Source organism: Gemmatimonadota bacterium (genome assembly GCA_040388535.1).
Lineage (GTDB): Bacteria > Gemmatimonadota > Gemmatimonadetes > Gemmatimonadales > GWC2-71-9 > Palsa-1233.
Window position 1 is genome coordinate 242,424 of the sequence record JAZKBR010000001.1, and the last position, 25,442, is coordinate 267,865.

The following is a 25,442-nucleotide window of genomic DNA, read 5'->3' on the forward strand; positions in this document are numbered from 1 at the left end:
AAGTAAGCCCGGTCCCGCCCGAAGCGGAGCGAGGGACCCCAATCCCGACGTGGCATTGAGGTCCCTCGCGTCGTCGGGACGAATACGTCCCGAGCGACCTCGTGCTGTCCGGCCGTGAGTTACATCCCGAAGCGGCTGGAGCGGCCCCGGAACTTGATCCGGCCCGACTTCATGAAACCGTCATACTTGCGCAGCGTGCGGTGCTGTTCGATCTGGGCGATGGTGTCGAGGAGCACACCCACCACGATCAGGATCGAGGTGCCACCGAAGTTGAACTGCTGGACGCCGATCGCGTGGGCGACGGTGATCGGCACGATCGCGACAATCGCCAGGAAGAGCGAGCCCGGCAGAGTGATCCGGCCGAGCACGCCATCGATGTAATCGGCGGTGGCGCTGCCCGGCTTCACGCCCGGGATGAACGCGCCCTGCTTCTTCAGGTTCTCGGAGAGATCCACCGAGTTGAAGATGATCGAGGTGTAGAAGTAGGAGAACACCACGATCAGCAGCGCGAACAGCAGGTTGTACGACAGCGACCCGGGCGACAGGAAGTCGGCGACTTCCGTGAGCGCGGTCGAGTTGCTGAACCGGGCAATCGTGGCGGGCACGATGATGACGGTCTGGGCGAAGATGATCGGCATCACGCCGGCGGTGATCAGCCGGATCGGGATGAAGGTCTTCTGGCCTTCGCGAATCCGCCCGCGGCCCATCACCTTGCGCGGGATCTGGATCGGGATGCGGCGGGACGCCAGCGTCATCGCCACAACCGCGGTCACCATCGCCACGATCACGGCCGCAAAGAGGAACGCCGCCGGGAAGCCGAGCACGCCCTGACGGACGAGTTCGAAGCCCTGGAGGATGCCCGGCCAGATCCGTTCGAGAATCGAGACCGCGATCAGCAGCGACATGCCGTTGCCGATACCGCGCTCGGTGATCTGCTCACCGAGCCACATCACGAAGATCGCGCCGGTCGTCAGCGTGGCCACCATGATCATCCGCGACACGAACCCGGGATTCGGGATCGCACCAGGAATGGACTCGACGAAGAGCGCGAAAGTGTACGCCTGCGACAGCGAGATCACCACCGTGAGGTAGCGCGTCCACTGGGTCAGCGTCTTCCGGCCTTCCTCGTCCTTCTGCATCTTGCCGATGGTCGGCAGGACGCCGCCACCGAGCTGGAACACGATCGACGCCGAGATGTACGGCATGATCCCGAGCGCGAAGATCGTCGCACGCCCGAGGCCGCCGCCGAGGGCGTCGTAGAGATTGAAGAGTGACGCTGCCGACGAATTCTGGATGTAGTCGGAGAGCGCCGTGACATTCACCGCCGGCGCGGCAATGTGCGCGCCGATGCGGTAAATGAGGACCGCGAGGATCGTGAACCAGAGCTTGTTCTTCAGCTCCGGATCGATGCTGAGGCCTGCCTGGTTGGGCGCCGTCATCAATCCTCGACGCGGCCGCCAGCGGCCTCGATCTTCGCCTTCGCCGACGCCGACACCTGGGCACCCTTGATCACGAGTGCACGGGTGACATCACCGTGGCCCAGCACCTTGTACGGATCGCCCACGGCCTTGAGAATGCCGGCCGCCATGAGCGACTCGCCATTCACTTCGGTCCCCTTGACCTTCTCGAGGTCGCGGAGGTTCACGGCGAGGTACGTCACCTTGAACGGGTTGGTGAAGCCGCGCTTCGGCAGGCGCCGGTACATCGGCATCTGACCGCCTTCGAAGCCGGTGTTCGTGTTGCCGCCCGAACGCGCCTTCTGGCCCTTGTGACCCTTGCCTGACGTCTTGCCGGTGCCCGACCCCGGACCGCGACCGATACGCTTGCGGTTCCGGTGCGATCCCGGCGCCGGGCGCAGGTTCGACAGGTTGATCCGTTCGACGATTTCCTTCTCGTCCGCCATGACTCAGCTCTCCCCGACCGGCGACACCTCGATGAGGTGGCGCACCTTGAACAGCATTCCCCGCAGCGAGGCGGAGTTCTCGGCTTCGATCGTCATCTGATGATGACGAAGGCCGATCGACTTCAACGTCCGGTTCATCGACTCGGAATGGCCGATGCCGGAACGGATCTGCTTGATCTTCAGCCGCTTGACCTCATCCCCCGGGATGACGGCCGCGTGGTGCGCCGGACCCTGCCGGCCCACAACTGGATTGCGTCCCATTGCTTACGCCTCCTGACGGGCGCGGTAACCGACGCGATCAGCTTCGATGCCACGCTCGCGCGCGACCTGCTTGACCGACACCAGCCCCTGCAACCCGGCCATCGTCGCCCGCACCATGTTGTGCGGGTTGTTCGAGCCAAGGCTCTTGGTGAGGATGTCGGTGATGCCGCAGCACTCGAGCACGTTGCGCACCGGGCCACCGGCGATGACGCCGGTACCGCTGGCAGCGGGCTTGAGCAGCACGCGACCCGCGCCATGCTCCCCGATGATCTCGTGCGGCACCGTGGTCCCGTTGCGCGGGATCTCGACCATCGCACGCTTGGCGGCCTCGACGGCCTTGCGCACGGCTTCGGCCACTTCATTCGCCTTGCCGGTCGCGATACCGACCTTGCCCTTGCCATCGCCCACCGCGACGAGCGCGTTGAACGAGAAGCGACGGCCACCCTTCACGACCTTGGCGACGCGGTTGATCGCAACGACGTTCTCGACGAATTCCTTCTCGCCGTCGCGCTCGTCACGCCGGTTGCCGCCACGGCCGCCACCAGGGCCGCCGCGACCACCACCACCGCCGCCACCAGGACCGCCACGACCACCGCCGCCACCCTGACCGCCGCGGCCACCCTGGCCACGACCGCCCTGACCACGACCGCCGCCACTCTGGCTCGGCTGATCGTTCGGCGCGGTCGCGCCGCTGTGGGAGGCACCGAGCGCCGGCGCACGCGGCGTCGGAGCGGGTGCGGCCATCGGCTCGGTGGCCTCGGTCGGCGCGGGAGCCGCAGCTTCAGTCGACTCGGGCGCGCTGCTGTTGTTCAGATCGTCACTCATTTAGAACTCCAATCCGCCCTCGCGGGCGCCCTCGGCGACGGCCTTGACGCGACCGTGATACTGATAGCCTGCACGATCGAAGACGACCTTCGTGACCCCAGCCGCCTTCGCCTTGCTGGCGAGGAGCTGACCCACGGCCTTCGCCTTGGCGACCTTGCCGGCGCCCTCGATCGCAATCCCTTCGCTGGTGTCGGAGACACCGAGCAGGGCGGTCCCGAGATCGTCGTTGACGAGCTGGGCGTAGATGTGCTTCAGCGAACGGAAGACCACCAGACGCGGCCGCTCGACCGTGCCCGCCACTCGCTGGCGGACCCGGAGGTGACGGCGGTAGCGGCGCTCTCCGCGCTTCTTCGGTGCATGAATCGGACGCATTACTTGGCTCCCGTCTTGCCGGCCTTGCGGCGGACCTGCTCACCCAGATACCGGATCCCCTTCCCCTTGTAGGGCTCGGGCGGCCGGACATTGCGGATCTCGGCGGCCACCTGGCCCACGAGTTCCTTGCTCATCCCTTCGACACGCAGCAGCGTCGGGGTTTCGCAGACGAGGGTGATCCCCTCGGGCGCCTTGATCGGCACCTGGTGCGACAGACCGACGACCAGATTCACGCCGAACGGCTTGGGCTCGGCCTTGTAGCCAACGCCCTGCAGCTCGAGCTTCTTACTGAAGCCGTTGGAGACGCCCTCGACCATGTTGGCCACGAGCGTCCGCGTGAGGCCGTGCAGCGCCTTGTGCTTCTCGGCCTCGCTCGGGCGTGCCACCTTCACCTCATCACCTTCGATGGTGATGAGCATGTCGGCCGGCAGCGTGCGCGACAGGGTGCCCTTGGCCCCCTTGACCGTGATGGTGTTCCCCGCGATGGACGCCGAAACGCCCTTCGGGAGTGGCACCGCTTTCTTTCCGATACGCGACATGGCGGCCTCCTACCAGACGACGGCGAGCAATTCGCCGCCGAGGTTGGCGGTACGCGCCTCACGATCGGTCATCAACCCCTTGGGGGTCGAGACGATCGCGATGCCGAGACCGTTCTTGACGCGCGGCAGGTCGCGGCACTTCACGTAGCGCCGGAGACCGGGCGACGAGACGCGCTGCAACTCGCGAATCACCGGGAGTTCATTGTGGTACTTGAGGTACAGCCGCAGCGTGCCGGCCGGACCTTCTTCAAGCACCTTGAAGTCCGCGATATAGTGATTGTCGCGCAGCAGCCGCGCCAACTCGCTCTTGAGCTTCGACGCGGGGATGTCCACGCGCTTGTGGCTCGCCGAACAGGCGTTGCGGATGCGTGTCAGCATATCCGCGACTGGATCAGTCATGCTCATGCGTTGCCGTCCCTCGAAATGCCCGTCTTCATGATAGTCCGCCCCCCTCAGGCCACTTTGAGCGCGACAGGAGTCTCGCCCCGGAAGGGCCAGCCGAATTCGCGCAGCAGCGCCATCGCGAGGTCATCGCGGCCTGCCGTAGTCACCAGTGTGATGTCCATGCCGTGCACGTGCTCGACCTTGTCGAAGTCGATCTCGGGGAACATCATCTGTTCCTTGATGCCGAACGTGTAGTTGCCCCGACCATCGAAGCTCTTCGTCGGCAAGCCGCGGAAGTCGCGGATGCGCGGGATCGTGAGCGTCACGAACCGGTCGAGGAACTCGTACATCCGCACGCCGCGCAGCGTCACCGAGGCGCCGACCGGCATCCCGGCGCGCAGGCCGAAATTCGCGATCGCCTTCTTCGCCTTGGTGATGACCGCCTTCTGGCCGGTCATGATCGCCAGCTCTTCCGCGGCCGAATCGACCAGGCGCGGATTCTTGGCACCCTCGCCCAGGCCAACGTTGAGGACGATCTTCGCGAGCCGCGGCACCTGATGCGGATTCGTCAGCCCGAACTGCTTGGACAGACGCGGACGCACGGTGTCCTCGTAATGCTTCTGCATCCGCGGCTTGCCCACGCTCGCCTTCGGCGCGGGATCCACAGCCATGGCTGCTGCCTTCTCGGCCCGGCTACCGCCGGTGGGCTTCGAGGCCTTCTTGCTGGGCGCGGTGGGGGCCTTCTTCGCCCCGTCCTTGCCGCCGTCCTTCGGTGTCTTCGCCATGATCAGCGGTTCCTCGGAATGGCCACGCCCGACTTGGTCGCGATCCGTTCCACACTACCGTCGGCAGCCTTCTTCCGGCGGATGCGGGTGGGCTCGCCCGTCTTCGGGTCGATGAGCATCACCTTCGAATGGTGCATCGGCGCCGGGAACGTCACGAACCCGGCTTCAGTGGTCTGCGTCGCCCGGCGGCTCTTCTTCGCCAGGTTGAGACCGTCCACGGTCACGCGGCCGGTCTTCGGGAAGACGCGCAGCACGACGCCGCGCTTCCCCTTCTCGTCACCAGAAATCACCTGGACGGTATCGCCCTTGGTGACGTGCAGCTGCTGCCGCACCGGGTCCGCATTCCGGATCCGCTTGACCTTCTTGTACACGAGCGGCTTCATGTCAGAGCACCTCCGGAGCCAGCGAGACGATCTTCATGTACCGCTTGTCGCGCAGCTCGCGCGCCACCGGCCCGAAGATACGGGTCGCCTTCGGCTCACCCTTGTCGTCGATCAGCACCGCGGCGTTCTCGTCGAAGCGGATGTAGGAGCCGTCCTTGCGACGGACTTCCTTCGCCACACGCACGATGACCGCCTTGGCCACGTCACCCTTCTTCACCTGGCCCGTGGGGATCGCATCCTTGATCGCCACCACCACCCGGTCGCCCAGGGAGGCGTAGCGCCGCCGGGATCCACCGAGGACGCGGATGACCAGCGCCTTACGGGCGCCGGAATTGTCCGCAATCTTCAGGATCGTTTCCTGTTGTACCATGTCAGTCTCTCCCCGGCCTAGCGCGCGCGCTCGACGACTTCAACCGTCCGCCAGTGGACAGTCTTCGCGAGTGGTCGCGTCTCCATGATCCGCACCGTGTCGCCCGCCTTGGCGTCATGGTCATTACGCGCCTTCACCTTCTTGCTGCGCGTGACCTGCTTCCCGTACTTCGGGTGCGGCAGCCGGCGCTCGAGGAGCACCGTCACCGTCTTCTGCATCTTGTCGCTCACCACGACGCCGGTCCGGGACTTGCGCCCGTCACGCTCGAGGGTGGTGCTGGTTTCGTCGCTCATACCTTCTCCGTCGCCGTGCGGCGCTTCTCACCCAGGATCGTCAGCACCCGGGCAATGTCCCGGCGCAGGGTCCGGAACTGCATCGGATTCTCGATGGACTCCGTGGCCGACCGGAAGCCGAGCTTGAGTCGCTCGTCCTGCAGTTCGCCCAGCTTCGCCTCGAGCTGTTCCATCGTCAGCTCGCGCAGATCAGTTGGCTGCATCATGACTAGATCTCCTCGCGCTTGACGACGACCGTTCGCACCGGAAGCTTCGCCTGTGCCAGCGCGAGCGCCTTCCGCGCCAGGGTTTCGTCGATGCCGTCGACCTCGAACAGCACCCGCCCTGGCTTCACCACGGCAACCCATCCTTCCGGATTGCCCTTGCCCTTGCCCATGCGCGTCTCGGCCGGCTTCTTCGTGATCGGCTTGTCCGGGAAGATCCGGATCCACACCTTGCCGCCACGCTTCATTTCACGCGTCATCGCGACACGTGCCGCCTCGATCTGCCGGTTGGTGATCCAGCCCGGCTCCGTGGAGCTGATGCCCCAGGTGCCGAACGCCACCGTATTGCCACGCGTCGCCACACCCTTGGTGCGGCCCTTGAACGTCTTGCGGAACTTGATCCGCTTCGGTGCCAGCATGGTGGTCAGGCCCCCGTGCTGTAGGTGCGGCCCGACATGTCTTCAACGATCTCGCCCTTGAAGACCCAGACCTTGATACCGATCGTGCCGTACGTCGTCTTCGCCGTGCCGGTGGCGTAGTCGATGTCGGCGCGGAGGGTGTGCAGTGGCACCCGACCCTCGCGATAGCCTTCGACCCGCGCGATTTCGGCGCCGCCAAGACGGCCGGCCGCACGCACGCGGATCCCCTGGGCGCCCATCCGCATGGCACTCTGCACCGCGCGCTTCATCGCGCGACGGAACGAGATGCGCTGCTCGAGCTGGGCCGCGATGTTGTCGGCGACGAGCTTCGCGGAAATCTCGGGGCGCTTGATCTCCTCGACATTCACCGCGACTTCCTTGGTCACCTTGAGCTGCTTCTCGAGGACCAGGGCCAGCTCCTCGCGGAGCTTGTCGACTTCGGCGCCGCGCTTGCCGATGACCACGCCCGGTCGCCCGGTGTGGATCGTCACGGTCACCTTGCCCGGCTTCCGCTCGATGTGCACTTCGGCGATCGCCGCGTGCCCGAGCCGCTTCTGGATGTAGTCACGGATCAGGCGATCCTCGGCCAGGAGCGTGGGCATTTCCTTGCCCGCGTACCAGCGCGACAGCGCCTGCTTGGTGACTCCGAGCCGGAACCCGACCGGATGCGTCTTCTGACCCATTACTTCGCCCCCTTCGCTGCCACGGTGATCTTCACATGGCTGGTACGCTTCCGGATCGGCGTCGCGCGGCCCTGTGCCGCCGCCGCGAACCGCTTGAGCGGCGCGCCCATGTCGACCTGCGCATCGACGACCAGCAACAGGTCGATGTCGAAGGCTTCATTGGCGTTCTGCGCGTGCTGCTCCGCATTCGCGACCGCCGACTTCAGCGTCTTCGCGATCTGCTTCGCCGCCAGCTTCTTGTTGAACTGGAGGATCCCGTAGGCCTCGTTCACGTTCTTGCCGCGAATCAGGTCCATCACCAGGCGCATCTTGCGCGGCGACTGACGGACCGACCGCTGAATTGCATATCCACGCATATCAGGCCTTCGCCTTCTTGTCCGCGACCAGCTTGCCGCTGTGGCCACGGAACAGGCGGGTCGGGGCGAATTCCCCGAGCTTGTGACCGACCATGTTTTCCGACACGTACACCGGAACGAACTTGTTCCCGTTGTGCACGGCGAAAGTGTGGCCGACGAATTCCGGGAGAATCGTGCTCGCCCGGCTCCAGGTCTTGACGACCTTCTTCTCGTTCTTGTCGTTCATCTTCGTCAGCTTGTCCAACAGCGACTGCTGAACGAACGGTCCCTTCCGAACGCTGCGTGCCATTATTTGGTCGCCTTCCCGCGCTTGCGGCCGCGCACGATGAGTCGATTGGAATTCTTCTTCCGCTTCCGCGTCTTGGTGCCTTCCGGCTTGCCCCACGGCGAGACCGGCGGACGACCGCCCGAGGTCTTGCCTTCACCACCGCCCAGCGGGTGGTCGACCGGATTCATCGCGACGCCGCGGACATGCGGACGCTTCCCGAGCCAGCGGCTCTTGCCGGCCTTGCCGACCGAGAGCAACTCGTGCTCGCCATTGCCGACCTCGCCCACCGTCGCCAGGCAGCGCTTGTGCACCAGGCGCATTTCCGACGACTTCAGGCGCAGCGTGACGTAGTCATCTTCACGCGCCACGACCTGCGCGCCCTGGCCGGCCGAGCGCGCCATCGCGCCACCCTTGCCGATCTTGAGCTCGATGTTGTGGATCATGGTACCCAGCGGCATCTCGGCCAGCGGGAGCGCATTGCCCACGCGCACGTCGCTGCCCGGACCGCTGACCACCGTGTCACCCTGCTTCAACCCTTCCGGGTGCAGGATGTAGCGCTTCTCGCCGTCGGCGTACACCAGCAGCGCGATGCGCGCAGTGCGGTTCGGATCGTACTCGATCTCGGCCACACGCGCCGGGATCCCGAACTTCTCGCGCTTGAAATCGATGCGCCGGTACTGCCGCTTGTGGCCACCGCCGCGATGCCGCGACGTGACGTGACCCTGGTTGTTGCGGCCACCCGTCTTGGGCAGCGCTTCGACCAGCGACTTCTCCGGCGTGGTCCGGGTGATCTCGTCGAAACCCGAGATCGAACGGAACCGCGTGCCCGCAGTGATCGGGCGAAATTGACGAATGCTCATCCTAGGCCTCGAACACGGCAAGCGAATCGCCGTCCTTCAGGGTCACGATCGCCTTCTTCCAGCGAGGCGTCACACCGCGCGTCTTGCCACGGGCGATCGCGTTGCGGCGCATCTGCATGGTGCGGACGCTCGTCACGGTAACGCCGAAGTGCTTCTGGAGCGCTTCGCGGATCTGGCCCTTCGTGGCGTCCGGATGCACCTCGAAGACGTACTCCTGGCGATCCTGCCACGCCGCAGAGCTCTTCTCGGTGATCATCGGGCGGACCACGATCTTGTGCAGGTCGGCCATTATTCGGTCTCCTTCTTGGGCTTCGCAGCGCGCTTGGCCTTCGGCGCGGCAGCGGCAGCGGTCGCGACCTTCTTGGCACGCGGCGCCGCCTTGGCCTTCTTCGCCACCGGCTTCGCCTCGGCCTCCTCGACCGCCACATCGGCACCCAGCGCGCCGCTCTCGATCACGAGCGCATCGGCGTGGAGGATGTCGTAGGCCGACGCGTCCGAGAACGGCAGCACCGCGAGGTGCGGCACGTTACGAGCGCTGAGATGCACTGCCGGCTTGTTGCCCGCCGTGAGGATCAGCGTCTTGACGCCTTCGAGCGAGAGCTTCTCCAGCAGGCCGAGGAGCGTCTGCGTCTTCGGGGCGCTCAGCGAGAACGCCTCGACCACGTGCAGCATCCCTTCGCGCGCCCGGGCATTGAGCGCCGAGCGACGCGCCAGCTGGCGCACCTTCTTCGGCAGGTCATTGCGGTAGCTGCGCGGGATCGGGCCGAAGGCCACGCCACCGCCACGCCAGTGCGGCGCACGGGTGGTGCCGGCACGAGCCCGGCCGGTGCCCTTCTGCTTCCACGGTTTCTGGTTGCCACCGGACACCTGCGCGCGCGTCTTCACGGCGGCCGTGCCCTGGCGCTGGTTGTTCAGGAACGACTTCACCGAGAGGTGGAGCACGTCCTCGTTGACGATGCCATCGAACAGCGCCGTCGGCAGCTCGAACGCCTGCGCCTGCTTCACGCCAGCGCTGGAGTAGTGCGGAGCATTAATCATGGCGGCTCTTTCCTCCCTGCTTCGCAACGGTCACGATGCCGTTCTTCGAGCCCGGCACAGCGCCACGAACGAAGAGCAGATTCCGCTCGGCGTCGACCCGCACGATGGTCAGGCCCATTTCAGTATGACGCTCGGCACCCATGTGGCCCGGCATCTTCTTGCCCTTGATGACGCGCGACGGATCGGTACCCGGGGAGATGGAACCCGGCTTCCGGTGCCGCGTGTTACCGTGCGAAGCCGGACCACCGCCGAAACCGTAGCGGTGCACGACGCCCTGGAAGCCCCGGCCCTTGGTGGTGCCGGTGACCTTCACGAGCTCGCCCGCTGCGAACATTTCGACCGTGACCTTCGCGCCACGCTCCAGCGCCGTCTCCCCAGCAGGGAACGAGCGCACGATCTGCGGGGCGTAGGTCAGGCCCGACGCCTTGGCGTGACCGACTTCGGCCGCCGTGGCGCGCTGCGCCTTCTTCTCGCCCCATCCGAGCTGCGACTGCGACGCGCTCACCTGCAGCACGTGGCACGGTCCAGCCTCGATCACCGTGACCGGCACCGCAGTGCCGTCTTCGGCGAACACCCGCGTCATGCCGAGCTTCCGGCCAATGATTCCCGTAGCCATGATCAATCGACCTTGATCTCGACGTCTACGCCGGCTGGGAGATCCAGCTTCGTCAGCGCATCCATCGTCTGGGGACGGGAGTCGTGAATGTCGAGCAGACGCTTGTGCGTCCGCAGCTCGAACTGTTCACGGCTCTTCTTGTCGACGTGCGGGGACCGCAGCACGGTCCAGCGCTCCATCTTCACGGGCAGCGGAATCGGGCCCGATACCTGGGCGCCGGTCTTTTCCGCCGTGCGCACGATATCCGCCGCGGCCTGATCCAGCACCACGTGGTCGAACGCCTTCAGGCGGATCCGGATTTTTCCAGCCATCACTTAGTCCTTTCGTTTGCTCATCATGACCAGGGATTGTCCCGGGTCACTGCCGCTTCGCTCCATTTCGGAGCTTGTATGTGCCGCCCTGGGGCGGCACGGTTCCAGCCTTCCAGAGATCGGGCTGCGCGAGCGCAGCGCCACTCCGATGGTGCGTCGCGCGAGCGCGACGCCTACTTCAGGATCTTCGTGACGACGCCGGCGCCGACTGTGCGGCCGCCTTCGCGGATCGCGAACCGCAGCCCCTCGTCCATCGCCACCGGGATGATCAGTTCGATCGTCATCTGGATGTTGTCGCCCGGCATCACCATCTCCACGCCCGCCGGCAACTCGCACGCGCCCGTCACGTCCGTGGTGCGGAAGTAGAACTGCGGCCGGTAGCCCTTGAAGAACGGCGTGTGACGGCCGCCTTCATCCTTGCCCAGCACGTAGACCTCGGCCTCGAACTGGGTGTGCGGCTTCACCGACCCCGGCTTCGCCAGCACCATCCCGCGCTCGATTTCCGCCTTTTCCACGCCGCGCAGCAGCAGGCCGACGTTGTCGCCCGCGACACCCTCATCCAGCAGCTTGCGGAACATTTCGACGCCCGTGACAATGACCTTCTTCTCGGCGCCGAAGCCGACCAGCTGCACTTCTTCCTGCACCTTCACGCGGCCACGCTCGATACGCCCCGTCGCCACCGTGCCACGACCCGTGATCGAGAAGACATCCTCGACCGGCATCAGGAACGGCTTGTCGGTCTCGCGCACCGGCTCCGGGATGTAGGTATCCAGGGCGTCGTACAGCTCGTCGATCTTGGCCACCCACACCGGGTCGCCCTCGATCGCCTTGATGGCCGAGCCCCGGATCACCGGCGCATCGTCGCCATCGAACTGGTACTGGCTCAGCAGCTCCCGCACTTCGAGCTCGACCAGGTCCAGCAGCTCGGCGTCGTCGACCAGGTCGCACTTGTTCAGGAACACCACCACCTTCGGCACGTTGACCTGGCGCGCGAGGAGGATGTGCTCACGGGTCTGCGGCATCGGGCCGTCGACCGCGCTCACCACGAGGATCGCGCCGTCCATCTGCGCGGCACCCGTGATCATGTTCTTCACGTAGTCGGCGTGGCCCGGGCAGTCGACGTGCGCGTAGTGGCGATTCTTCGTCTCGTACTCGACGTGCGAGGTCGCGATCGTCAGGATCTTCGTCGCATCGCGACGCCCCTGCGACGCCGAGGCCTTCGCCACTTCGTCGTACGAGATGTACTTGGTGCCCCAGCCGCGATCGGCCGACACCTTCGTCAGCGCGGCCGTCGTCGTCGTCTTGCCGTGGTCAACGTGGCCAATCGTGCCAACGTTCACGTGCGGCTTGGTCCGGTCGAATTTCGCCTTGGCCATTTCTACGATCTCCAAAACTGCGTTGTGGTCTTCGTCAGTATGGGCGCCGCTCGCGGCGCCCGTACGTTGTGTTCCGTGTTACCCGCTGCTCCGGGTTACTTCGCCGCCGCGTTCTTCGTGATGATCTGCTCGGCGACAGCCTTCGGCACTTCTTCGTAATGATGGAACTGCATCGTGTACACGGCGCGACCCTGGGTGGCGCTGCGCAGCGTGGTCGAATAGCCGAACATTTCGGCCAGCGGCACCATCGCCGTCACGACCTGCGACTCACCGCGCTGGTTCATGCCGCCAACCTTGCCGCGACGCGACGACAGATCGCCGATGACTGCCCCGAGGAAGTCTTCCGGGCAGACCACTTCGACGTCCATGATCGGTTCGAGGATCACGGGGCCGGCCTGACGCGCCGCCTCCTTGATGGCCATCGAGCCGGCAATCTTGAATGCCATTTCCGACGAGTCGACATCGTGGTACGAACCGAAGACCAGCTGCGCCTTCACGTCGACCATCGGATAGCCGGCCAGGATGCCGTTCTCGAGCGCTTCACGCATACCGGCCTCGGCCGGCTTGATGAATTCGCGCGGGACGGTGCCGCCGACGATCTTGTCCTCGAAGGTGAAGCCCGTGCCCTGCTCGCCCGGCATGATGTTGATGACGACGTGGCCGTACTGACCCTTGCCGCCCGACTGCCGGATGAACTTCCCTTCGACATCATCGACGCGCTTGGTGATCGTCTCGCGGAACGCGACCTGCGGACGACCGACATTGGCCTCGACCTTGAACTCGCGGCGCATGCGGTCGACCAGGATTTCCAGGTGCAACTCGCCCATGCCGGCGATGATCGTCTGCGAGGTCTCCGGGTCGGTCCGCACGCGGAACGTCGGATCTTCCTCGGCCAGCTTCTGCATCGCGATCGCGAGCTTGTCCTGGTCGGCCTTCGACTTCGGCTCGATGGCCACGTCGATGACCGGCTCCGGGAACTTCATCCGGATCAGGATGACCGGATTCTCCGGATCGCACAGGGTATCGCCAGTGCGGGTTTCCTTGAGGCCGATCGCTGCGCCGATGTCGCCGGCGAGCACTTCGCTGATTTCTTCGCGCTTGTTCGCGTGCATCTGGAGCAGGCGCGACGTGCGCTCACGCTTGTCCTTGCTCGCATTGTAGACGTAGCTGCCGGCCTCGAGCTTGCCCGAGTAGACGCGGAAGAACGTCAGGCGGCCGACGAACGGGTCGGTCGCGATCTTGAAGGCGAGCGCGGCGAACGGCTCATCGTCGGACGGATGCCGCTCGATGACCTTGGTCTCGTCGTGCAGGTCGTGGCCGACGATCGCCGGGATGTCCATCGGCGACGGCATGTAGTCGATGACGCAATCGAGCAGTGCCTGCACGCCCTTGTTCTTGAACGAGGCGCCGCAGAGGACCGGGACGAACTGCATGGCCATCGTGGCCTTGCGGATCGCGCGGTGAATCTCGTCGATGTTGAGCGTCTCGCCGCCGAGGTACTTCTCCATCAGCTCGTCGTCGAACTCGACCGCGGCCTCGATGGCCTCGTGACGCGCCAGCTTGGCGGCCTCGAGGAACTCGGGCGGGCAGTCGACGACCTTGAACTTCTTCCCCATCGTCGAGTCATCGAAGATGTACTGACGGAGGGTGAGCACGTCGATGTGACCGGTGAAGGTCTCGCCGGAGCCGACCGGGAGCTGCAGCGCGAAGGCGCGGCGGCTGAGGCGGTCCTTGATCATCGCCAGGCAGCGCTCGAAATTCGCGCCGACGCGGTCCATCTTGTTCGCGAAGATCATCCGCGGCACGCCGTAGCGGTCGGCCTGCTTCCAGACGGTCTCGGTCTGCGGCTCGACGCCGGCGACGGCATCGAGGAGCGCGACCGCGCCGTCGAGCACGCGCAGCGACCGTTCCACTTCGACGGTGAAGTCGACGTGGCCCGGGGTGTCGATGATGTTGATGCGATGCTCGGCGCCGGTACCCTGGGAATCGCTCTCGCCATGGCGGGTCCAGAAGCACGTGGTCGCGGCCGACGTAATCGTGATGCCGCGCTCCTGCTCCTGCTCCATCCAGTCCATCGTGGCCGCGCCATCGTGGACTTCGCCAATCTTGTGGCTCTTGCCCGTGTAGTACAGGATCCGCTCGGTCGTAGTCGTCTTACCGGCATCAATGTGGGCCATGATGCCGATGTTCCGGTACAGTTCGAGCGATGTGTGACGCGCCATAAGCAGCCTTTTCCCCAGCGAAAAAGCGGGGCGACCGGGCCGGGCCCCGAAGGGCCCGCGGTATCGCTCCGCGCCAGTCCGGGGCGAACCCCGAGACTAGGATGTCACATGGACATCCCGGCGATTGTCGAAGGCATCAGAGGTGGGAGGCGGACTGCCGCTCACGTGACACCGATTTAACTACTTCAGCGATGATCGTCGAGCGATCACCGCGTGATCAGACCTACCAGCGGTAGTGAGCGAACGCGCGGTTGGCCTCGGCCATCCGGTGCGTGTCTTCCTTCTTCTTGATGGCGTTGCCCTCGCCCTTGCTGGCCAGGATCAGTTCCGCCGCCAACCGCTCCGCCATCGTCTTCTCACCACGGGCCCGCGCAAAGCTGATCAGCCAGCGCATCGCCAGCGCCGTGCGGCGCTCGGGACGCACTTCGACCGGCACCTGCAGCGACGCACCACCAACGCGACGGCTCTTCACCTCGACCGCGGGCTTGGTGTTGTTGACTGCCTGCTTGAAGACCGCCACACCCGGCTGACCGGTGCGCTCTTCAATCATGTCCATTGCCTTGTAGAAGATCCCCTCGGCGAGGCTCTTCTTGCCGTCGTTCATCAGGTTGCTGACGAACTTCGACACCGTCTGGCTGTCGTAGCGCGGATCCGGTGGAACGGTGCGCTTCACCGCAGAATTGCGACGGCTCACTTCTTACCTCCCTTGCCCGTAGCAGCCGCGCCGGCCTTCGGGCGCTTGGCGCCGTACTTGGAGCGGCTCTGGCGACGGTCGTTCACGCCGGCGGCGTCGAGCGTGCCGCGGAGGATGTGGTAGCGCACACCCGGCAGGTCCTTCACACGGCCACCACGAATCATGACGATCGAGTGTTCCTGCAGGTTGTGACCTTCACCCGGGATGTACGCGATCACTTCGATCCCGTTCGTCAGGCGCACCTTGGCGACCTTCCGGAGAGCCGAGTTCGGCTTCTTCGGCGTGGTGGTGTACACGCGCGTGCACACGCCCCGCTTCTGCGGGTTTCCCTGAAGATGCGGCGCCTTGCCCTTGTAGATGGGCTCTGAGCGGCCGTGACGGAGGAGCTGGTTGATCGTCGGCATACACCCGTTCGTTTGAAAGCCTGGGTCCCAATCCCAAAAAAGTTGGGTTTGGCGACAGATCTGCAAGATACTGGCGTACTTACGGCAGGTCAACCCGGCCTAAAGCCTGAGACTAGAGATGAGCGACTAGAGACTAGAGGAGCTCAGAGCCGGCGTGGATTTATCGCCAAGGACGGCTTTCTCTAGTCTCCAGTCGCTCATCTCTAGTCTCTGTGCGCAAAACGGCGCCCCCTTGCGAGGAGCGCCGTTTCACTACGAAACGCAAACTACCGCGTTCAGGCTTCTACTTCTTCCGTGGCAAGTACCACTTCCAGCGGCACTTCCTCGATCGGCTCCGGCGGCGGCGGGGGCTCGAAGCCCTCGGGCGGCTGGATCTCGAGGTCGACATACCGGTAGTGACCGGTGCCGGCAGGAATCAGGTGGCCGATGATGATGTTCTCCTTCAGCCCCTTGAGGTCGTCTCGCGCCCCGCGGATAGCCGCATCGGTCAGGATCCGGGTCGTCTCCTGGAAGGAGGCGGCCGAGATGAACGACTGCGTGGTCAGCGACGCCTTGGTGATGCCGAGGAGGACCGGTTCCGCCGTCGCCGGCGCACCCTTCCGCTTCATCACCCGCTCGTTCTCCTCGCGGAAGCTGAGACGATCCACCGTCTCGGCGTCGAGGAAGGTCGTGTCGCCCGGATCGGTGACGCGGACCTTCTGGAGCATCTGGCGCACGATCACACCGATGTGCTTGTCATTGATGCGCACACCCTGCAGGCGATAGACCTCCTGCACTTCGTTCAGCAGGTATTCCTGCACCGCGCGCGGACCCTTGATCTGCAGGATCTCGTGCGGCGACACCGGGCCTTCGGTCAGACGGTCACCAGCGCGAACGCGGTCACCCTCGTGCACCCGGAGGTGCTTGCCGGCCGGCACTTCGTACACCCGCGCTTCCATATCCTCCGGCACGGTGCCGTCGGGAGCGGTCGGGAAGACGTAGATCTCGCGCTTGCCGCGCTTGATCTCGCCGAACTTCACCACGCCGTCGATTTCCGACATCGTTGCCGGATCCTTCGGGCGACGCGCCTCGAAGAGTTCGGCCACGCGCGGCAGACCACCGGTGATGTCGCGCGTCTTGTAGGCCTGACGCGGAATCTTCGTGATGGTGACACCCTTCGACACCTTGACCGGCGGCGAGAGGAAGACCGTCTTGTCCTTGCTCTCCTTCTTCGTCTTGCTCGGCCACGCCACGTTGATCGGATGCTCAGTGACCTTGAACTGCTCCGACCACGGGTTGGCTTCCGGCGGCATGTTCATGGCGCGCGAGACCGGATCGGTCGGCGAACCAAGAATGATGCGTGACCCTTCGGCCAGCGTGTACTCCTGCGGATCCTTGCGGTTCGCCTGGTACACCAGCACCGACGGATGCAGCTCGCGATCCGGGTCGGTGACGACGACGACCGAGCGGAGTCCGGTGCCTTCGTCGAGTTCTTCGCGCAGGGTGACGCCCGGCACCAGGTCCTTCCAGCGCAGTTCACCATCGGTCTTGATGATGCTCGGTGCGTTGTACGGGTCCCAGGTGTAGAGAATGCTTGCGCGCTTCTCGTTGTCGCCCTTGGTGCCGAGCTCCCCTTCCTTGACCTGGAGCAGTGCGCCTTCCGGGACGGCGTAACGATTGAGCGCCCGCTTGTGATCCTTCGGGTCGACGATGACGATGCCGGCCTTGGTTTCTTCGGTGGCCGATTCCGTCTCGCGCGTCAGCGCGATACGGATCGACGACTTGATGCCGTCTTCGTACTCGACATCCACGTCGGCCCACTCGAGGTCGCTGGTGTACGTCACCAGACCATCGGTACGGGCGCGACGCTCGGCCTCTTCGGCGATGCGCGACGAGGTACCACCGATGTGGAAGGTTCGCAGCGTCAGCTGCGTACCCGGCTCACCAATGGACTGCGCCGCGAGAATGCCGACCGCTTCGCCCAGGTCCACGACTTCCATCGTGGCCAGGTTGCGGCCGTAGCACATCCGGCAGACACCACGCTTCGACTCGCAGGTGAGCACCGAGCGGATCTTGACCTTCTCGATCCCGGCGTCGTCGATCTTCTGCGAAATTTCCTCGTCAATCGGCTGGCCAGCCTGCACCAGCATCTTCGGATCGCCGAACTCGTCGAGCTCGTGCGGATCGGTCACGTCGTCGGCTGCCACGGTGCCGAGAATCCGGTCACGCAGCGGCTCGATGATGTCCTCGCCTTCCTTGAGTGGCATCATCTCGAGACCCATCACGGTCCCGCAATCCTCTTCCGTGATCGTCACGTCCTGCGCCACGTCGCAGAGACGACGCGTGAGGTAACCGGCGTCGGCCGTCTTCAGTGCCGTGTCGGCGAGACCCTTGCGGGCACCGTGCGTCGAGATGAAGTACTCGAGCACCGTGAGTCCTTCACGGAAGTTCGACTTGATCGGCGATTCGATGATTTCGCCGATACCGCCGGTGAGCTTCTTCTGCGGCTTCGCCATCAGGCCGCGCATACCGGCGAGCTGACGGATCTGGTCACGCGAACCACGGGAACCCGAGTCGTACATCATGAAGACCGGGTTGTAGCCCCCGCGCGACTTCCGCATATGGGCAAGCATTGCCTCGGCCACGTCGTTGTTCGCGTGGGTCCAGGCGTCGATGACCTTGTTGTAGCGTTCGCCGAAGGTGATCTGACCGGTGTTGTAGGCCTTCTGGAAGCGCTCGACGCGCTTCTGGGCCTCGGCCAGCAGTTCGACCTTCTCCGCCGGAATCTGCAGGTCTTCGATACCGATCGAGATACCACCACCTGTCGCGAACTCGAAGCCGAAACGCTTGAGGCGATCGAGGAACTCGACCGTCTCGCGCAAGCCGGCACGACGGTAGCTCTGCAGCACCGTCTCCGAGAGCTGCTTCTTCTTCATCAGCTCGTCGCGGAAGCCCAGCTCGGCCACCACGCGACGCGGCACGATGTTGTTGAACAGCACCCGGCCCACGGTGGTCTTGACCCACCGCGAACGGGCGTCGAGCGATTCCGAGGGCGGCACGAACCAGAAGTGGATCGCCGTCTGGTGGAGCACGGTGCCGTGCAGCAGCGCCATCTCCAGTTCGGCAATCGACGCGTAGTACTGCGCGTCCTTCCAGAGCTTCGCCTTCACTTCCTCGAGCTTGGGGCCGGTGACACGCATCGCCTCTTCGAAGCCCGCAGGGAGCTTGGTGAGGAAATACGATCCGAGCACCATGTCCTGCGACGGCTCGGCCACCGGACGACCGTCCGACGGCTTCAGGATGTTGTTCGACGACACCATCAGCACGCGGGCTTCGAGCTGCGCCTCGAACGAGAGCGGCACGTGCACGGCCATCTGGTCGCCGTCGAAGTCGGCGTTGAACGCCGCGCAGACGAGCGGGTGGATGCGGATCGCCTTGCCTTCGACCAGCTTCGGTTCGAAGGCCTGGATGCCCAGGCGGTGCAGCGTCGGTGCGCGGTTCAGCAGCACCGGGTGGTCCTGAATGATCTCCTCGAGGATCTCGTACACCTCGGGGCTCTCACGCTCCACAATCTTCTTGGCGCGCTTGACGGTCTCGGCAATACCCTTCTCCACCAGCTTGTGGATGATGAAGGGCTTGAAGAGTTCGACTGCCATCGTCTTCGGGAGACCGCACTGGTGCAGGCGGAGCTCCGGACCGACGACGATGACCGAACGACCCGAGTAGTCGACGCGCTTGCCGAGCAGGTTCTGGCGGAAGCGACCCTGCTTCCCCTTCAGCATGTCGGAGAGCGACTTCAGCGGACGCTTGCCGCGACCACGGATCGCCTTCGAGCGACGGCCGTTGTCGAACAGCGCGTCGACCGCTTCCTGCAGCATCCGCTTCTCATTCCGGAGAATGACTTCCGGCGCGCGATGCTGGATCAGCTTCTGGAGACGGTTGTTCCGGTTGATGACACGCCGGTACAGGTCGTTCAGGTCGGACGTGGCGAAGCGCCCGCCGTCGAGCGGCACCAGCGGCCGCAGGTCGGGCGGGATCACCGGGATCACGTCCATGATCATCCACGCCGGGTCATTGGCAGACTCGCCATTGTCACCCGAGCAGAGGAAGGCGTCAACAATCTTGAGGCGCTTGAGCATCTGCTTCTTGCGGTGCTGCGAGGTCTCCACCGCGACGCCAGCCCGGAGTTCCTCGGCCAGGGTCTTGATGTCGAGTCCCTTGAGCAGCTCTCGCACGGCCGGCGCGCCGATCTCGGCACGGAAGGCAGTGTCGCCCTCCTGCGCGGCCTTGCTCCGCATCGTCAGGTACTCGTCCTCGTCGAGCAGCTGCTTCTCCTCGACTTCCTGCTTGCCGGCATCGAGCACGATGTAGGACGAGTAGTAGAGGACGCGCTCGAGTTCCTTGAGCGTGATGTCGATCAGGTTGCCCATCGGCGACGGCAGCGTCTTGAAGAACCAGATGTGCGCCACCGGCACGGAGAGCTCGATGTGACCCATCCGCTCACGACGCACCTTGCTCAGCGTCACCTCGACGCCGCAGCGATCACAGATCACGCCACGGTAGCGGATGCGCTTGTACTTCCCGCAATGGCATTCCCAGTCCTTGACCGGACCGAAGATGCGCTCGCAGAAGAGGCCGTCCTTTTCCGGCTTGAACGAGCGGTAGTTGATCGTCTCGGGCTTGGTGACCTCGCCCCAAGACCACCAGTACCGGGAGCCCTGCAGCTCCAGGCGCTCGCGTTCCTTCGGATCGCGCGGGCCCCGGATCTCCTCGGGGCTCGCAATCCGGATGCTGATGTAGTCAAAGCTCGAGCTCTTGGGCTCGCGGCCGCTGCGGAAATCGATCATGGTCTTACTCCTCGCCCGCTTCGGTGGTGCCGAGCGTGACCTTCAGGCCGAGAGCCTGCAATTCCTTCACGAGTACGTTGAACGACTCGGGAATGCCGGGCTCAGGCAGGTTCTGCCCCTTCACGATGGCTTCGTACACGCGGCTGCGGCCGTTCACGTCGTCGGACTTGACGGTGAGCATCTCCTGCAGGACGTGCGCGGCGCCGTAGGCCTCGAGGGCCCAGACTTCCATTTCGCCGAAGCGCTGGCCGCCGAACTGCGCCTTGCCGGCGAGCGGCTGCTGCGTCACGAGCGAGTACGGCCCGATGGACCGGGCGTGGATCTTGTCGTCGACCAGGTGGCTGAGCTTCAGCATGTAGATCGTGCCGACGGTCACGTCACCCTTGAACTCCTGACCGGTGCGCCCGTCACGCAGGCGCGCCTTGCCAGCCGGCGTGAGCCCGGCGTGACGGATCAGCTTGTCGACTGCTTCACCGATGACTTCGCCCGTGGCCGAACCGCCAATGGCCGCGGCCAGCGTCTCGAGCCCCATCCCCTTGAGGAAGGTGGCATCGTCGCCCTTGGCCTGCGCCGCCAGCGCCTTGCGGGCCGTCTGCAGGTGCGCCTTCTCGTCACCTTCTGCTTCGGCGATGAGCGCATCGTGCATCGTCATTTCGGTCTCGACCTGCGACCGCTCACGCTTGACGAGTTCAGCCGCTGCGGCATCGAGGAACTTCTCGACTTCCTTCGCCAGCGCGGTGGTGCTCTTCGAGGCGCCCTTCATCCACAGCGCTTCGACACCGGTCGCATCAAGCAGGTGGCCGACGTGGTGCGCCGAACCCTTGAGGTCCTTCACCAGCGCTTCGATGGTGCCGACATCAGGGGACGGTGCCTCGACCGGCAGGCGCAACGCCGACCCGGCCCAGCTGAGCCCGGCCAGACGGAGCAGCACGCCGATTTCGTTCTCTTCGGCGCCGCGGAACACCGGCGTCTTCGCCTTGAAGCCGAGAATCCGGCCGCACCAGCCGAGGTGCGTCTCGAGAATCTGCCCGACGTTCATGCGGCTCGGCACGCCGAGCGGATTGAGCACGATGTCGACCGGCGAACCATCCGGAAGGAACGGCATGTCCTCTTCCGGCACGATGCGCGCAACGATGCCCTTGTTACCGTGACGACCGGCCATCTTGTCGCCGACGGAAATCTTGCGCTTCTCGCCGATGTACACCTTCACCAGCTGAATCACTCCCGGCGGGAGTTCATCGGGCTGGAGGATCTTGTCGATCTGGTCTTCGGCCTTCTCTTCCACCTTCGCGCGTTCGCGCGTGGCGGCATCGAGCGTGGCGCGAATCTTCTCGTTGGCGTGCTTGTCGGCCACGCGCAGCGTCTTGAGGTCGACATCGCCCAGGTCGATCGACTCGAGTGACCCCTTGCTGAGCTTGAAGCCCTGCGGCTTCAGCTCCTCGACGGTGCCGGCCTTGAGCATCAGCCCGACTTCCTGACCTTCGAGCTTCTCGGTCAGTTCCTCGAGCATCGCCTGCGTGATGCGGGTCTTCTCCTCGGCCTCGTGCCGGCGGACATCGCCGATCCGCTCGCCGCGGTCCTTGTCGACAACCGGACCTTCGACGCGCGAGAAGATCTTGACGTCGATCACGGTGCCCTTCATCCCGGGCGAGACCTTGAGCGACGAATCCTTCACGTCCTTCGCCTTCTCGCCGAAGATCGCCGTCAGCAGCTTCTCTTCCGGTGACAGCTCGGTCTCACCCTTCGGCGTGATCTTGCCGACGAGGATGTCGCCCGGCTTGACGTGCGCGCCGATGCGGATGATCCCGCGCTCGTCGAGGTCGACCAGCGCCTCGTCGGAGACGTTGGGGATTTCCCGCGTGATTTCTTCCTGGCCGCGCTTGGTGTCGCGGACGTGGAGTTCGAGCTCCTGGATGTGGATCGACGAGTAGACGTCGTCCTTGACCAGGCGCTCGGAGAGCACGATGGCGTCTTCGAAGTTGTGGCCGTACCACGGCATGAACGCGACCAGCACGTTCGAGCCGAGGGCCAGTTCACCGGCCTCGGTGGCGGCGCCGTCGGCGATGATCTGGCCGGCGGTGACCCGCTCACCCTGCTGCACCAGCGGACGCTGGTTGATGGCGGTGTCCTGGTTGGTGCGCCAGAACTTCTTGACCCGGTACCGGTCGATCCGCGCGAGGCGGCCAAGCGGCATCGTGGCATCGGTGCCTTCGACGCCGGCGTCGATGATGATTTCGTCGGCCGTGACGCGAGTGACCACACCGCCACGACGGGCGAGGATCACGGCGCCGGAGTCGACGGCGACCTTCTGCTCGTGCCCGGTGCCCACCGTCGGCGCCTGCGGGAAGAGCAGCGGCACCGACTGGCGCTGCATGTTCGAGCCCATCAGCGCGCGGTTCGCGTCGTCGTGCTCGAGGAACGGAATCAGGGCGGCGGCGATGGAGACCAGCTGCTCCGGCGCCACGTCCATGTAGTCGATGCGGGCCGGCGGGAGCAACGGATAGTCGTCGCCCTTACGGGTCAGCACCAGTGAATCGACGAACGAGCCGTCGGCCTTGAGGCCGGCGTTGGCCTGCGCCACGGCGAAGTCTTCTTCGTCGGAGGCAGAGAGCCAGTGCAGTTCGCCGGTGACCTTGCCGGCCTTCACCACGCGATACGGCGTCTCGATGAAGCCGAGCTCGTTGATGCGCGCGTAGGTCGAGAGCGACGTGATCAGGCCGATGTTCGGTCCTTCCGGCGTCTCGATCGGGCACATCCGGCCGTACTGCGAGTAGTGCACGTCGCGGACTTCGAAGCCGGCGCGCTCACGCGTGAGGCCGCCAGGTCCGAGGGCCGAGAGACGACGCTTGTTGGTCAGCTCGGCGAGCGGGTTGGTCTGATCCATGAACTGCGACAGCTGCGAGCTGCCGAAGAACGCCTGGATGACTGCCGACACCGTGCGGGCGTTGACGAGGTCGTCGAGCGAGATCTTCTCCGGATCGGAGTTGATGCTCATCCGCTCCTTGACGAGCCGGGCCATGCGCGAGAGGCCGACCGAGAACTGGTTGGCGATCAGCTCGCCGACCGACCGGATCCGGCGGTTGCCGAGGTGGTCGATGTCGTCGGTGTAACCGCGACCATCGTGCAGGTCGATCAGGTAGCGCACGATCTGGACGAAATCGTCTTCCGTGAGCACCGTGTGATTCGGATCGACCTTGAGCCGGAGCCGCTGGTTGATCTTGTAGCGACCGACGCGGCCGAGATCGTAGCGCTTCGGATTGAAGAAGAGCTTCTGGATCTGCTGGCGTGCGGTTTCGAGGTTCGGCGCATCGCCCGGACGCAGCAGGGCGTAGATCTGTTCCAGCGCCTCCTGCTCCGAGTGCGTCGGATCCTTGGAGAGCGTGTTGCGGATCAGCGGCGACTCGCCCTTGCCGGCCGGCAGCAGGATCTCGACCTTGGTCACCCCGGCCTTCACCAGCTTGGCGCGGAGCTTGTCGGTGAGCTCGCTGGAGCCCTCGGCCAGGACTTCACCCGTCTCGGGATCGGCCACGGCAAACGCGAGCACGTGATTCGCGCGCTCGCGATTGGAGGTCGGCAGTTCGTCGTCGCGCAGGTCGATCACGGTGTAGCCGGCGAAGACGCGCACCAGCTTCACGCCGACGTGACGCATCGCCAGGAGGCGCTCCGGGGTCAGCTCTTCGCCGAGCTTGCCCAGCGGTTCGCCGCCCTTGTCTTCCGGGTTCGGCACATCGGCCGCGAGCATCGCGCCGACGATTTCACGCCGTTCCTGCCGCGAGTCGGCACGGCCGGTGATGTCGAGCACCTTCTCGGCGAAGAACAACCGGAGGATGTCGGCATTCTGGCCGTAGCCGAAGGCGCGCAGCAGCGCGGTCGCCGGGAACTTCTTCTTCTTGTCGATATGGACGTAGATCACGTCGTGAATGTCGATCGTGAACTCGACCCATGATCCGCGGAACGGGATGATGCGTGCCGAGAAGAGCCGCTGGCCGTTCGGGTGGGTGTCTTCCTCGAAGACCACGCCCGGCGACCGGTGCAGCTGCGACACCACGACGCGCTCGGCGCCGTTGATGACGAAGGTGCCGAGCGGGGTCATGATCGGCAGCTCGCCGAGATAGACCTCCTTCTCGATCGCGTTCTTGAGCCGGCGCTGGCCGTCCACTTCCTCGAAGACGTCGAGGCGGAGCTTGGTGCGAAGGGGCGCGGCATAGGTCATGTCGCGCTCGATGCACTCCTCGACGGAGTACTTCGGCTCGCCCAGCGAGTAGCCCACGAATTCCAGCGAGTACTTCCCGTTGACGTCGGAGATCGGGAAGAGGTCTCGGAAGACCCGCTCCAGCGATACGTCCTGACGGTCCCCGTCCACGTCGTCGGGCACGAGGAGGGACTGGAAGGCCTTGGTCTGGATGTCGAGCAGATGAGGCATGTCCATCGCCCCCTGCATCGACGAGAATGAAATTACCGGCAGCGTCTCAGGCATCGCTACATCCCTTGCAAATGGCGACGGCAGAGCCACGACCCCCACTCCGAGTGGGGGCCGGCTCTGTCGTCATCCGGATTTCGAGGTCGCGTACTGTTGGCATCGCGTCTCACTGAAAGTGACCGTTGCGAAGGGGGGAGATCCTTCGCCGACCGCGAATGCGGCCGGCTCAGGATGACCCCTTCGGGGTCACTTCAGTTCGACGGTCGCGCCCTGATCCTCGAGTCGCTTCTTCATTTCCTCGGCCTCGGCCTTGGACACGCCTTCCTTGACGGTGGAGGGCGAGCCATCGACCAGGTCCTTGGCTTCCTTCAGGCCGAGCGAGGTCAACTCGCGGACGACCTTGATGACGTTGATCTTCTTCTCGCCACCAGCCTTGAGGATGACGGTGAACTCCGTCTGCTCCTCGACCACGGCTGCCGCCGCGCCGCCTGCACCGCCGGCCGGAGCCGCCGCCGCAACCTGCACGTTGAACTTGGTGGTGAACGCTTCGATCAGGTCGGCCAGTTCGAGAACAGTCTTCCCGCCGATCGCGTCGATGATTTCGTCATTGCTGAGCATCGTTGCCATTGTA

28 protein-coding genes are annotated in these 25,442 nt (G+C 64.9%); all 28 read right to left on the reverse strand.

The genetic code is table 11. From position 1 onward, the window contains the following. Positions 1-119: 119 nt before the first annotated feature. The 28 genes from secY to rplL all read right to left on the reverse strand — a co-directional run bounded on the left by secY (position 120) and on the right by rplL (position 25,438). Positions 120-1,439, reverse strand: a complete 1,320-nt coding sequence (secY, locus tag V4558_01050) for a preprotein translocase subunit SecY (GenBank protein ID MES2304062.1) — start codon at positions 1,437-1,439, stop codon at positions 120-122. Next, on the reverse strand, positions 1,439-1,873 hold the full coding sequence (gene rplO / locus V4558_01055; protein ID MES2304063.1) for a 50S ribosomal protein L15: 435 nt from the start codon (positions 1,871-1,873) through the stop codon (positions 1,439-1,441). Before rplO ends, secY begins: the two co-directional genes overlap by 1 nt. A 33-nt stretch (positions 1,874-1,906) precedes the next feature. Further along, entirely contained in the window at positions 1,907-2,164 is a 258-nt protein-coding gene (gene rpmD / locus V4558_01060; GenBank protein MES2304064.1) for a 50S ribosomal protein L30, read from the reverse strand. Between the two features lie 3 nt (positions 2,165-2,167). Further along, positions 2,168-2,989, reverse strand: coding sequence for a 30S ribosomal protein S5 (rpsE, locus tag V4558_01065; GenBank protein MES2304065.1), 822 nt, complete (start codon positions 2,987-2,989; stop codon positions 2,168-2,170). Continuing rightward, positions 2,990-3,361: a 50S ribosomal protein L18 gene (gene rplR / locus V4558_01070; GenBank protein ID MES2304066.1), complete on the reverse strand. Its 372-nt coding sequence runs from the start codon at positions 3,359-3,361 to the stop codon at positions 2,990-2,992. It abuts the gene before it with no gap. After that, positions 3,361-3,900, reverse strand: a complete 540-nt coding sequence (rplF, locus tag V4558_01075; protein ID MES2304067.1) for a 50S ribosomal protein L6 — start codon at positions 3,898-3,900, stop codon at positions 3,361-3,363. Before rplF ends, rplR begins: the two co-directional genes overlap by 1 nt. Positions 3,901-3,909: 9 nt before the next feature. Next, a complete protein-coding gene (gene rpsH / locus V4558_01080) occupies positions 3,910-4,305 on the reverse strand; it encodes a 30S ribosomal protein S8 (GenBank protein ID MES2304068.1) in 396 nt (131 codons plus the stop codon). A gap of 47 nt (positions 4,306-4,352) precedes the next feature. Continuing rightward, positions 4,353-5,069, reverse strand: coding sequence for a 50S ribosomal protein L5 (rplE, locus tag V4558_01085; protein ID MES2304069.1), 717 nt, complete (start codon positions 5,067-5,069; stop codon positions 4,353-4,355). Positions 5,070-5,071: 2 nt separating this feature from the next. After that, positions 5,072-5,389: a 50S ribosomal protein L24 gene (gene rplX / locus V4558_01090; protein MES2304070.1), complete on the reverse strand. Its 318-nt coding sequence runs from the start codon at positions 5,387-5,389 to the stop codon at positions 5,072-5,074. 64 nt (positions 5,390-5,453) lie between these two features. Next, positions 5,454-5,822 carry a 50S ribosomal protein L14 gene (gene rplN, locus V4558_01095; protein MES2304071.1) on the reverse strand — a complete coding sequence of 123 codons (369 nt, stop codon included), beginning with the start codon at positions 5,820-5,822 and terminating at the stop codon, positions 5,454-5,456. A gap of 17 nt (positions 5,823-5,839) precedes the next feature. After that, on the reverse strand, positions 5,840-6,115 hold the full coding sequence (gene rpsQ, locus V4558_01100) for a 30S ribosomal protein S17 (protein MES2304072.1): 276 nt from the start codon (positions 6,113-6,115) through the stop codon (positions 5,840-5,842). After that, positions 6,112-6,321 carry a 50S ribosomal protein L29 gene (gene rpmC / locus V4558_01105; protein ID MES2304073.1) on the reverse strand — a complete coding sequence of 70 codons (210 nt, stop codon included), beginning with the start codon at positions 6,319-6,321 and terminating at the stop codon, positions 6,112-6,114. Before rpmC ends, rpsQ begins: the two co-directional genes overlap by 4 nt. A gap of 2 nt (positions 6,322-6,323) precedes the next feature. Beyond that, positions 6,324-6,737, reverse strand: a complete 414-nt coding sequence (gene rplP, locus V4558_01110; GenBank protein ID MES2304074.1) for a 50S ribosomal protein L16 — start codon at positions 6,735-6,737, stop codon at positions 6,324-6,326. Positions 6,738-6,742: 5 nt separating this feature from the next. Then, positions 6,743-7,420, reverse strand: coding sequence for a 30S ribosomal protein S3 (rpsC, locus tag V4558_01115; protein ID MES2304075.1), 678 nt, complete (start codon positions 7,418-7,420; stop codon positions 6,743-6,745). Beyond that, on the reverse strand, positions 7,420-7,776 hold the full coding sequence (gene rplV / locus V4558_01120; protein ID MES2304076.1) for a 50S ribosomal protein L22: 357 nt from the start codon (positions 7,774-7,776) through the stop codon (positions 7,420-7,422). The genes rpsC and rplV overlap by 1 nt, the downstream gene beginning before the upstream one ends. 1 nt (position 7,777) lies before the next feature. Next, on the reverse strand, positions 7,778-8,065 hold the full coding sequence (gene rpsS, locus V4558_01125; GenBank protein MES2304077.1) for a 30S ribosomal protein S19: 288 nt from the start codon (positions 8,063-8,065) through the stop codon (positions 7,778-7,780). Further along, a complete protein-coding gene (rplB, locus tag V4558_01130) occupies positions 8,065-8,904 on the reverse strand; it encodes a 50S ribosomal protein L2 (GenBank protein ID MES2304078.1) in 840 nt (279 codons plus the stop codon). Before rplB ends, rpsS begins: the two co-directional genes overlap by 1 nt. Position 8,905: 1 nt before the next feature. Next, the gene (rplW, locus tag V4558_01135) at positions 8,906-9,193 is read right to left on the reverse strand and encodes a 50S ribosomal protein L23 (GenBank protein ID MES2304079.1); all 288 of its coding nucleotides are present in this window, start codon (positions 9,191-9,193) and stop codon (positions 8,906-8,908) included. Next, positions 9,193-9,942, reverse strand: a complete 750-nt coding sequence (rplD, locus tag V4558_01140) for a 50S ribosomal protein L4 (protein ID MES2304080.1) — start codon at positions 9,940-9,942, stop codon at positions 9,193-9,195. The genes rplW and rplD overlap by 1 nt, the downstream gene beginning before the upstream one ends. Further along, complete coding sequence (rplC, locus tag V4558_01145; protein MES2304081.1) at positions 9,935-10,558, reverse strand: 50S ribosomal protein L3; 624 nt, start codon at positions 10,556-10,558, stop codon at positions 9,935-9,937. The genes rplD and rplC overlap by 8 nt, the downstream gene beginning before the upstream one ends. Before the next feature lie 2 nt (positions 10,559-10,560). Further along, positions 10,561-10,872 (reverse strand): 30S ribosomal protein S10, encoded by a 312-nt coding sequence (rpsJ, locus tag V4558_01150; protein MES2304082.1) that lies wholly within the window; start codon positions 10,870-10,872, stop codon positions 10,561-10,563. 170 nt (positions 10,873-11,042) lie between these two features. Continuing rightward, positions 11,043-12,245: an elongation factor Tu gene (gene tuf / locus V4558_01155; protein ID MES2304083.1), complete on the reverse strand. Its 1,203-nt coding sequence runs from the start codon at positions 12,243-12,245 to the stop codon at positions 11,043-11,045. Between the two features lie 95 nt (positions 12,246-12,340). Continuing rightward, positions 12,341-14,467, reverse strand: coding sequence for an elongation factor G (fusA, locus tag V4558_01160; protein MES2304084.1), 2,127 nt, complete (start codon positions 14,465-14,467; stop codon positions 12,341-12,343). Between the two features lie 223 nt (positions 14,468-14,690). Then, the gene (rpsG, locus tag V4558_01165) at positions 14,691-15,161 is read right to left on the reverse strand and encodes a 30S ribosomal protein S7 (GenBank protein ID MES2304085.1); all 471 of its coding nucleotides are present in this window, start codon (positions 15,159-15,161) and stop codon (positions 14,691-14,693) included. Continuing rightward, the gene (rpsL, locus tag V4558_01170) at positions 15,158-15,565 is read right to left on the reverse strand and encodes a 30S ribosomal protein S12 (GenBank protein MES2304086.1); all 408 of its coding nucleotides are present in this window, start codon (positions 15,563-15,565) and stop codon (positions 15,158-15,160) included. The genes rpsG and rpsL overlap by 4 nt, the downstream gene beginning before the upstream one ends. Before the next feature lie 275 nt (positions 15,566-15,840). Then, positions 15,841-20,391 carry a DNA-directed RNA polymerase subunit beta' gene (gene rpoC, locus V4558_01175; GenBank protein ID MES2304087.1) on the reverse strand — a complete coding sequence of 1,517 codons (4,551 nt, stop codon included), beginning with the start codon at positions 20,389-20,391 and terminating at the stop codon, positions 15,841-15,843. Positions 20,392-20,395: 4 nt separating this feature from the next. Further along, complete coding sequence (gene rpoB / locus V4558_01180) at positions 20,396-24,868, reverse strand: DNA-directed RNA polymerase subunit beta (GenBank protein ID MES2304088.1); 4,473 nt, start codon at positions 24,866-24,868, stop codon at positions 20,396-20,398. A gap of 189 nt (positions 24,869-25,057) precedes the next feature. Next, a complete protein-coding gene (rplL, locus tag V4558_01185) occupies positions 25,058-25,438 on the reverse strand; it encodes a 50S ribosomal protein L7/L12 (protein MES2304089.1) in 381 nt (126 codons plus the stop codon). Positions 25,439-25,442: the final 4 nt, after the last annotated feature.

Bases quoted from the DNA above. Each gene is read 5' to 3' on its own strand.
- secY (MES2304062.1), bottom strand. From the start codon at position 1,439: ATGACGGCGCCCAACCAGGCAGGCCTCAGCATCGATCCGGAGCTGAAG.
- rpmD (MES2304064.1), bottom strand. From the start codon at position 2,164: ATGGGACGCAATCCAGTTGTGGGCCGGCAGGGTCCGGCGCACCACGCG.
- rpsE (MES2304065.1), bottom strand. From the start codon at position 2,989: ATGAGTGACGATCTGAACAACAGCAGCGCGCCCGAGTCGACTGAAGCT.
- rplR (MES2304066.1), bottom strand. From the start codon at position 3,361: ATGCGTCCGATTCATGCACCGAAGAAGCGCGGAGAGCGCCGCTACCGC.
- rplF (MES2304067.1), bottom strand. From the start codon at position 3,900: ATGTCGCGTATCGGAAAGAAAGCGGTGCCACTCCCGAAGGGCGTTTCG.
- rpsH (MES2304068.1), bottom strand. From the start codon at position 4,305: ATGAGCATGACTGATCCAGTCGCGGATATGCTGACACGCATCCGCAAC.
- rplE (MES2304069.1), bottom strand. From the start codon at position 5,069: ATGGCGAAGACACCGAAGGACGGCGGCAAGGACGGGGCGAAGAAGGCC.
- rplN (MES2304071.1), bottom strand. From the start codon at position 5,822: ATGGTACAACAGGAAACGATCCTGAAGATTGCGGACAATTCCGGCGCC.
- rpsQ (MES2304072.1), bottom strand. From the start codon at position 6,115: ATGAGCGACGAAACCAGCACCACCCTCGAGCGTGACGGGCGCAAGTCC.
- rpmC (MES2304073.1), bottom strand. From the start codon at position 6,321: ATGATGCAGCCAACTGATCTGCGCGAGCTGACGATGGAACAGCTCGAG.
- rplP (MES2304074.1), bottom strand. From the start codon at position 6,737: ATGCTGGCACCGAAGCGGATCAAGTTCCGCAAGACGTTCAAGGGCCGC.
- rpsC (MES2304075.1), bottom strand. From the start codon at position 7,420: ATGGGTCAGAAGACGCATCCGGTCGGGTTCCGGCTCGGAGTCACCAAG.
- rplV (MES2304076.1), bottom strand. From the start codon at position 7,776: ATGCGTGGATATGCAATTCAGCGGTCGGTCCGTCAGTCGCCGCGCAAG.
- rpsS (MES2304077.1), bottom strand. From the start codon at position 8,065: ATGGCACGCAGCGTTCGGAAGGGACCGTTCGTTCAGCAGTCGCTGTTG.
- rplB (MES2304078.1), bottom strand. From the start codon at position 8,904: ATGAGCATTCGTCAATTTCGCCCGATCACTGCGGGCACGCGGTTCCGT.
- rplW (MES2304079.1), bottom strand. From the start codon at position 9,193: ATGGCCGACCTGCACAAGATCGTGGTCCGCCCGATGATCACCGAGAAG.
- rplD (MES2304080.1), bottom strand. From the start codon at position 9,942: ATGATTAATGCTCCGCACTACTCCAGCGCTGGCGTGAAGCAGGCGCAG.
- rplC (MES2304081.1), bottom strand. From the start codon at position 10,558: ATGGCTACGGGAATCATTGGCCGGAAGCTCGGCATGACGCGGGTGTTC.
- tuf (MES2304083.1), bottom strand. From the start codon at position 12,245: ATGGCCAAGGCGAAATTCGACCGGACCAAGCCGCACGTGAACGTTGGC.
- fusA (MES2304084.1), bottom strand. From the start codon at position 14,467: ATGGCGCGTCACACATCGCTCGAACTGTACCGGAACATCGGCATCATG.
- rpsL (MES2304086.1), bottom strand. From the start codon at position 15,565: ATGCCGACGATCAACCAGCTCCTCCGTCACGGCCGCTCAGAGCCCATC.
- rpoC (MES2304087.1), bottom strand. From the start codon at position 20,391: ATGATCGATTTCCGCAGCGGCCGCGAGCCCAAGAGCTCGAGCTTTGAC.
- rpoB (MES2304088.1), bottom strand. From the start codon at position 24,868: ATGCCTGAGACGCTGCCGGTAATTTCATTCTCGTCGATGCAGGGGGCG.
- rplL (MES2304089.1), bottom strand. From the start codon at position 25,438: ATGGCAACGATGCTCAGCAATGACGAAATCATCGACGCGATCGGCGGG.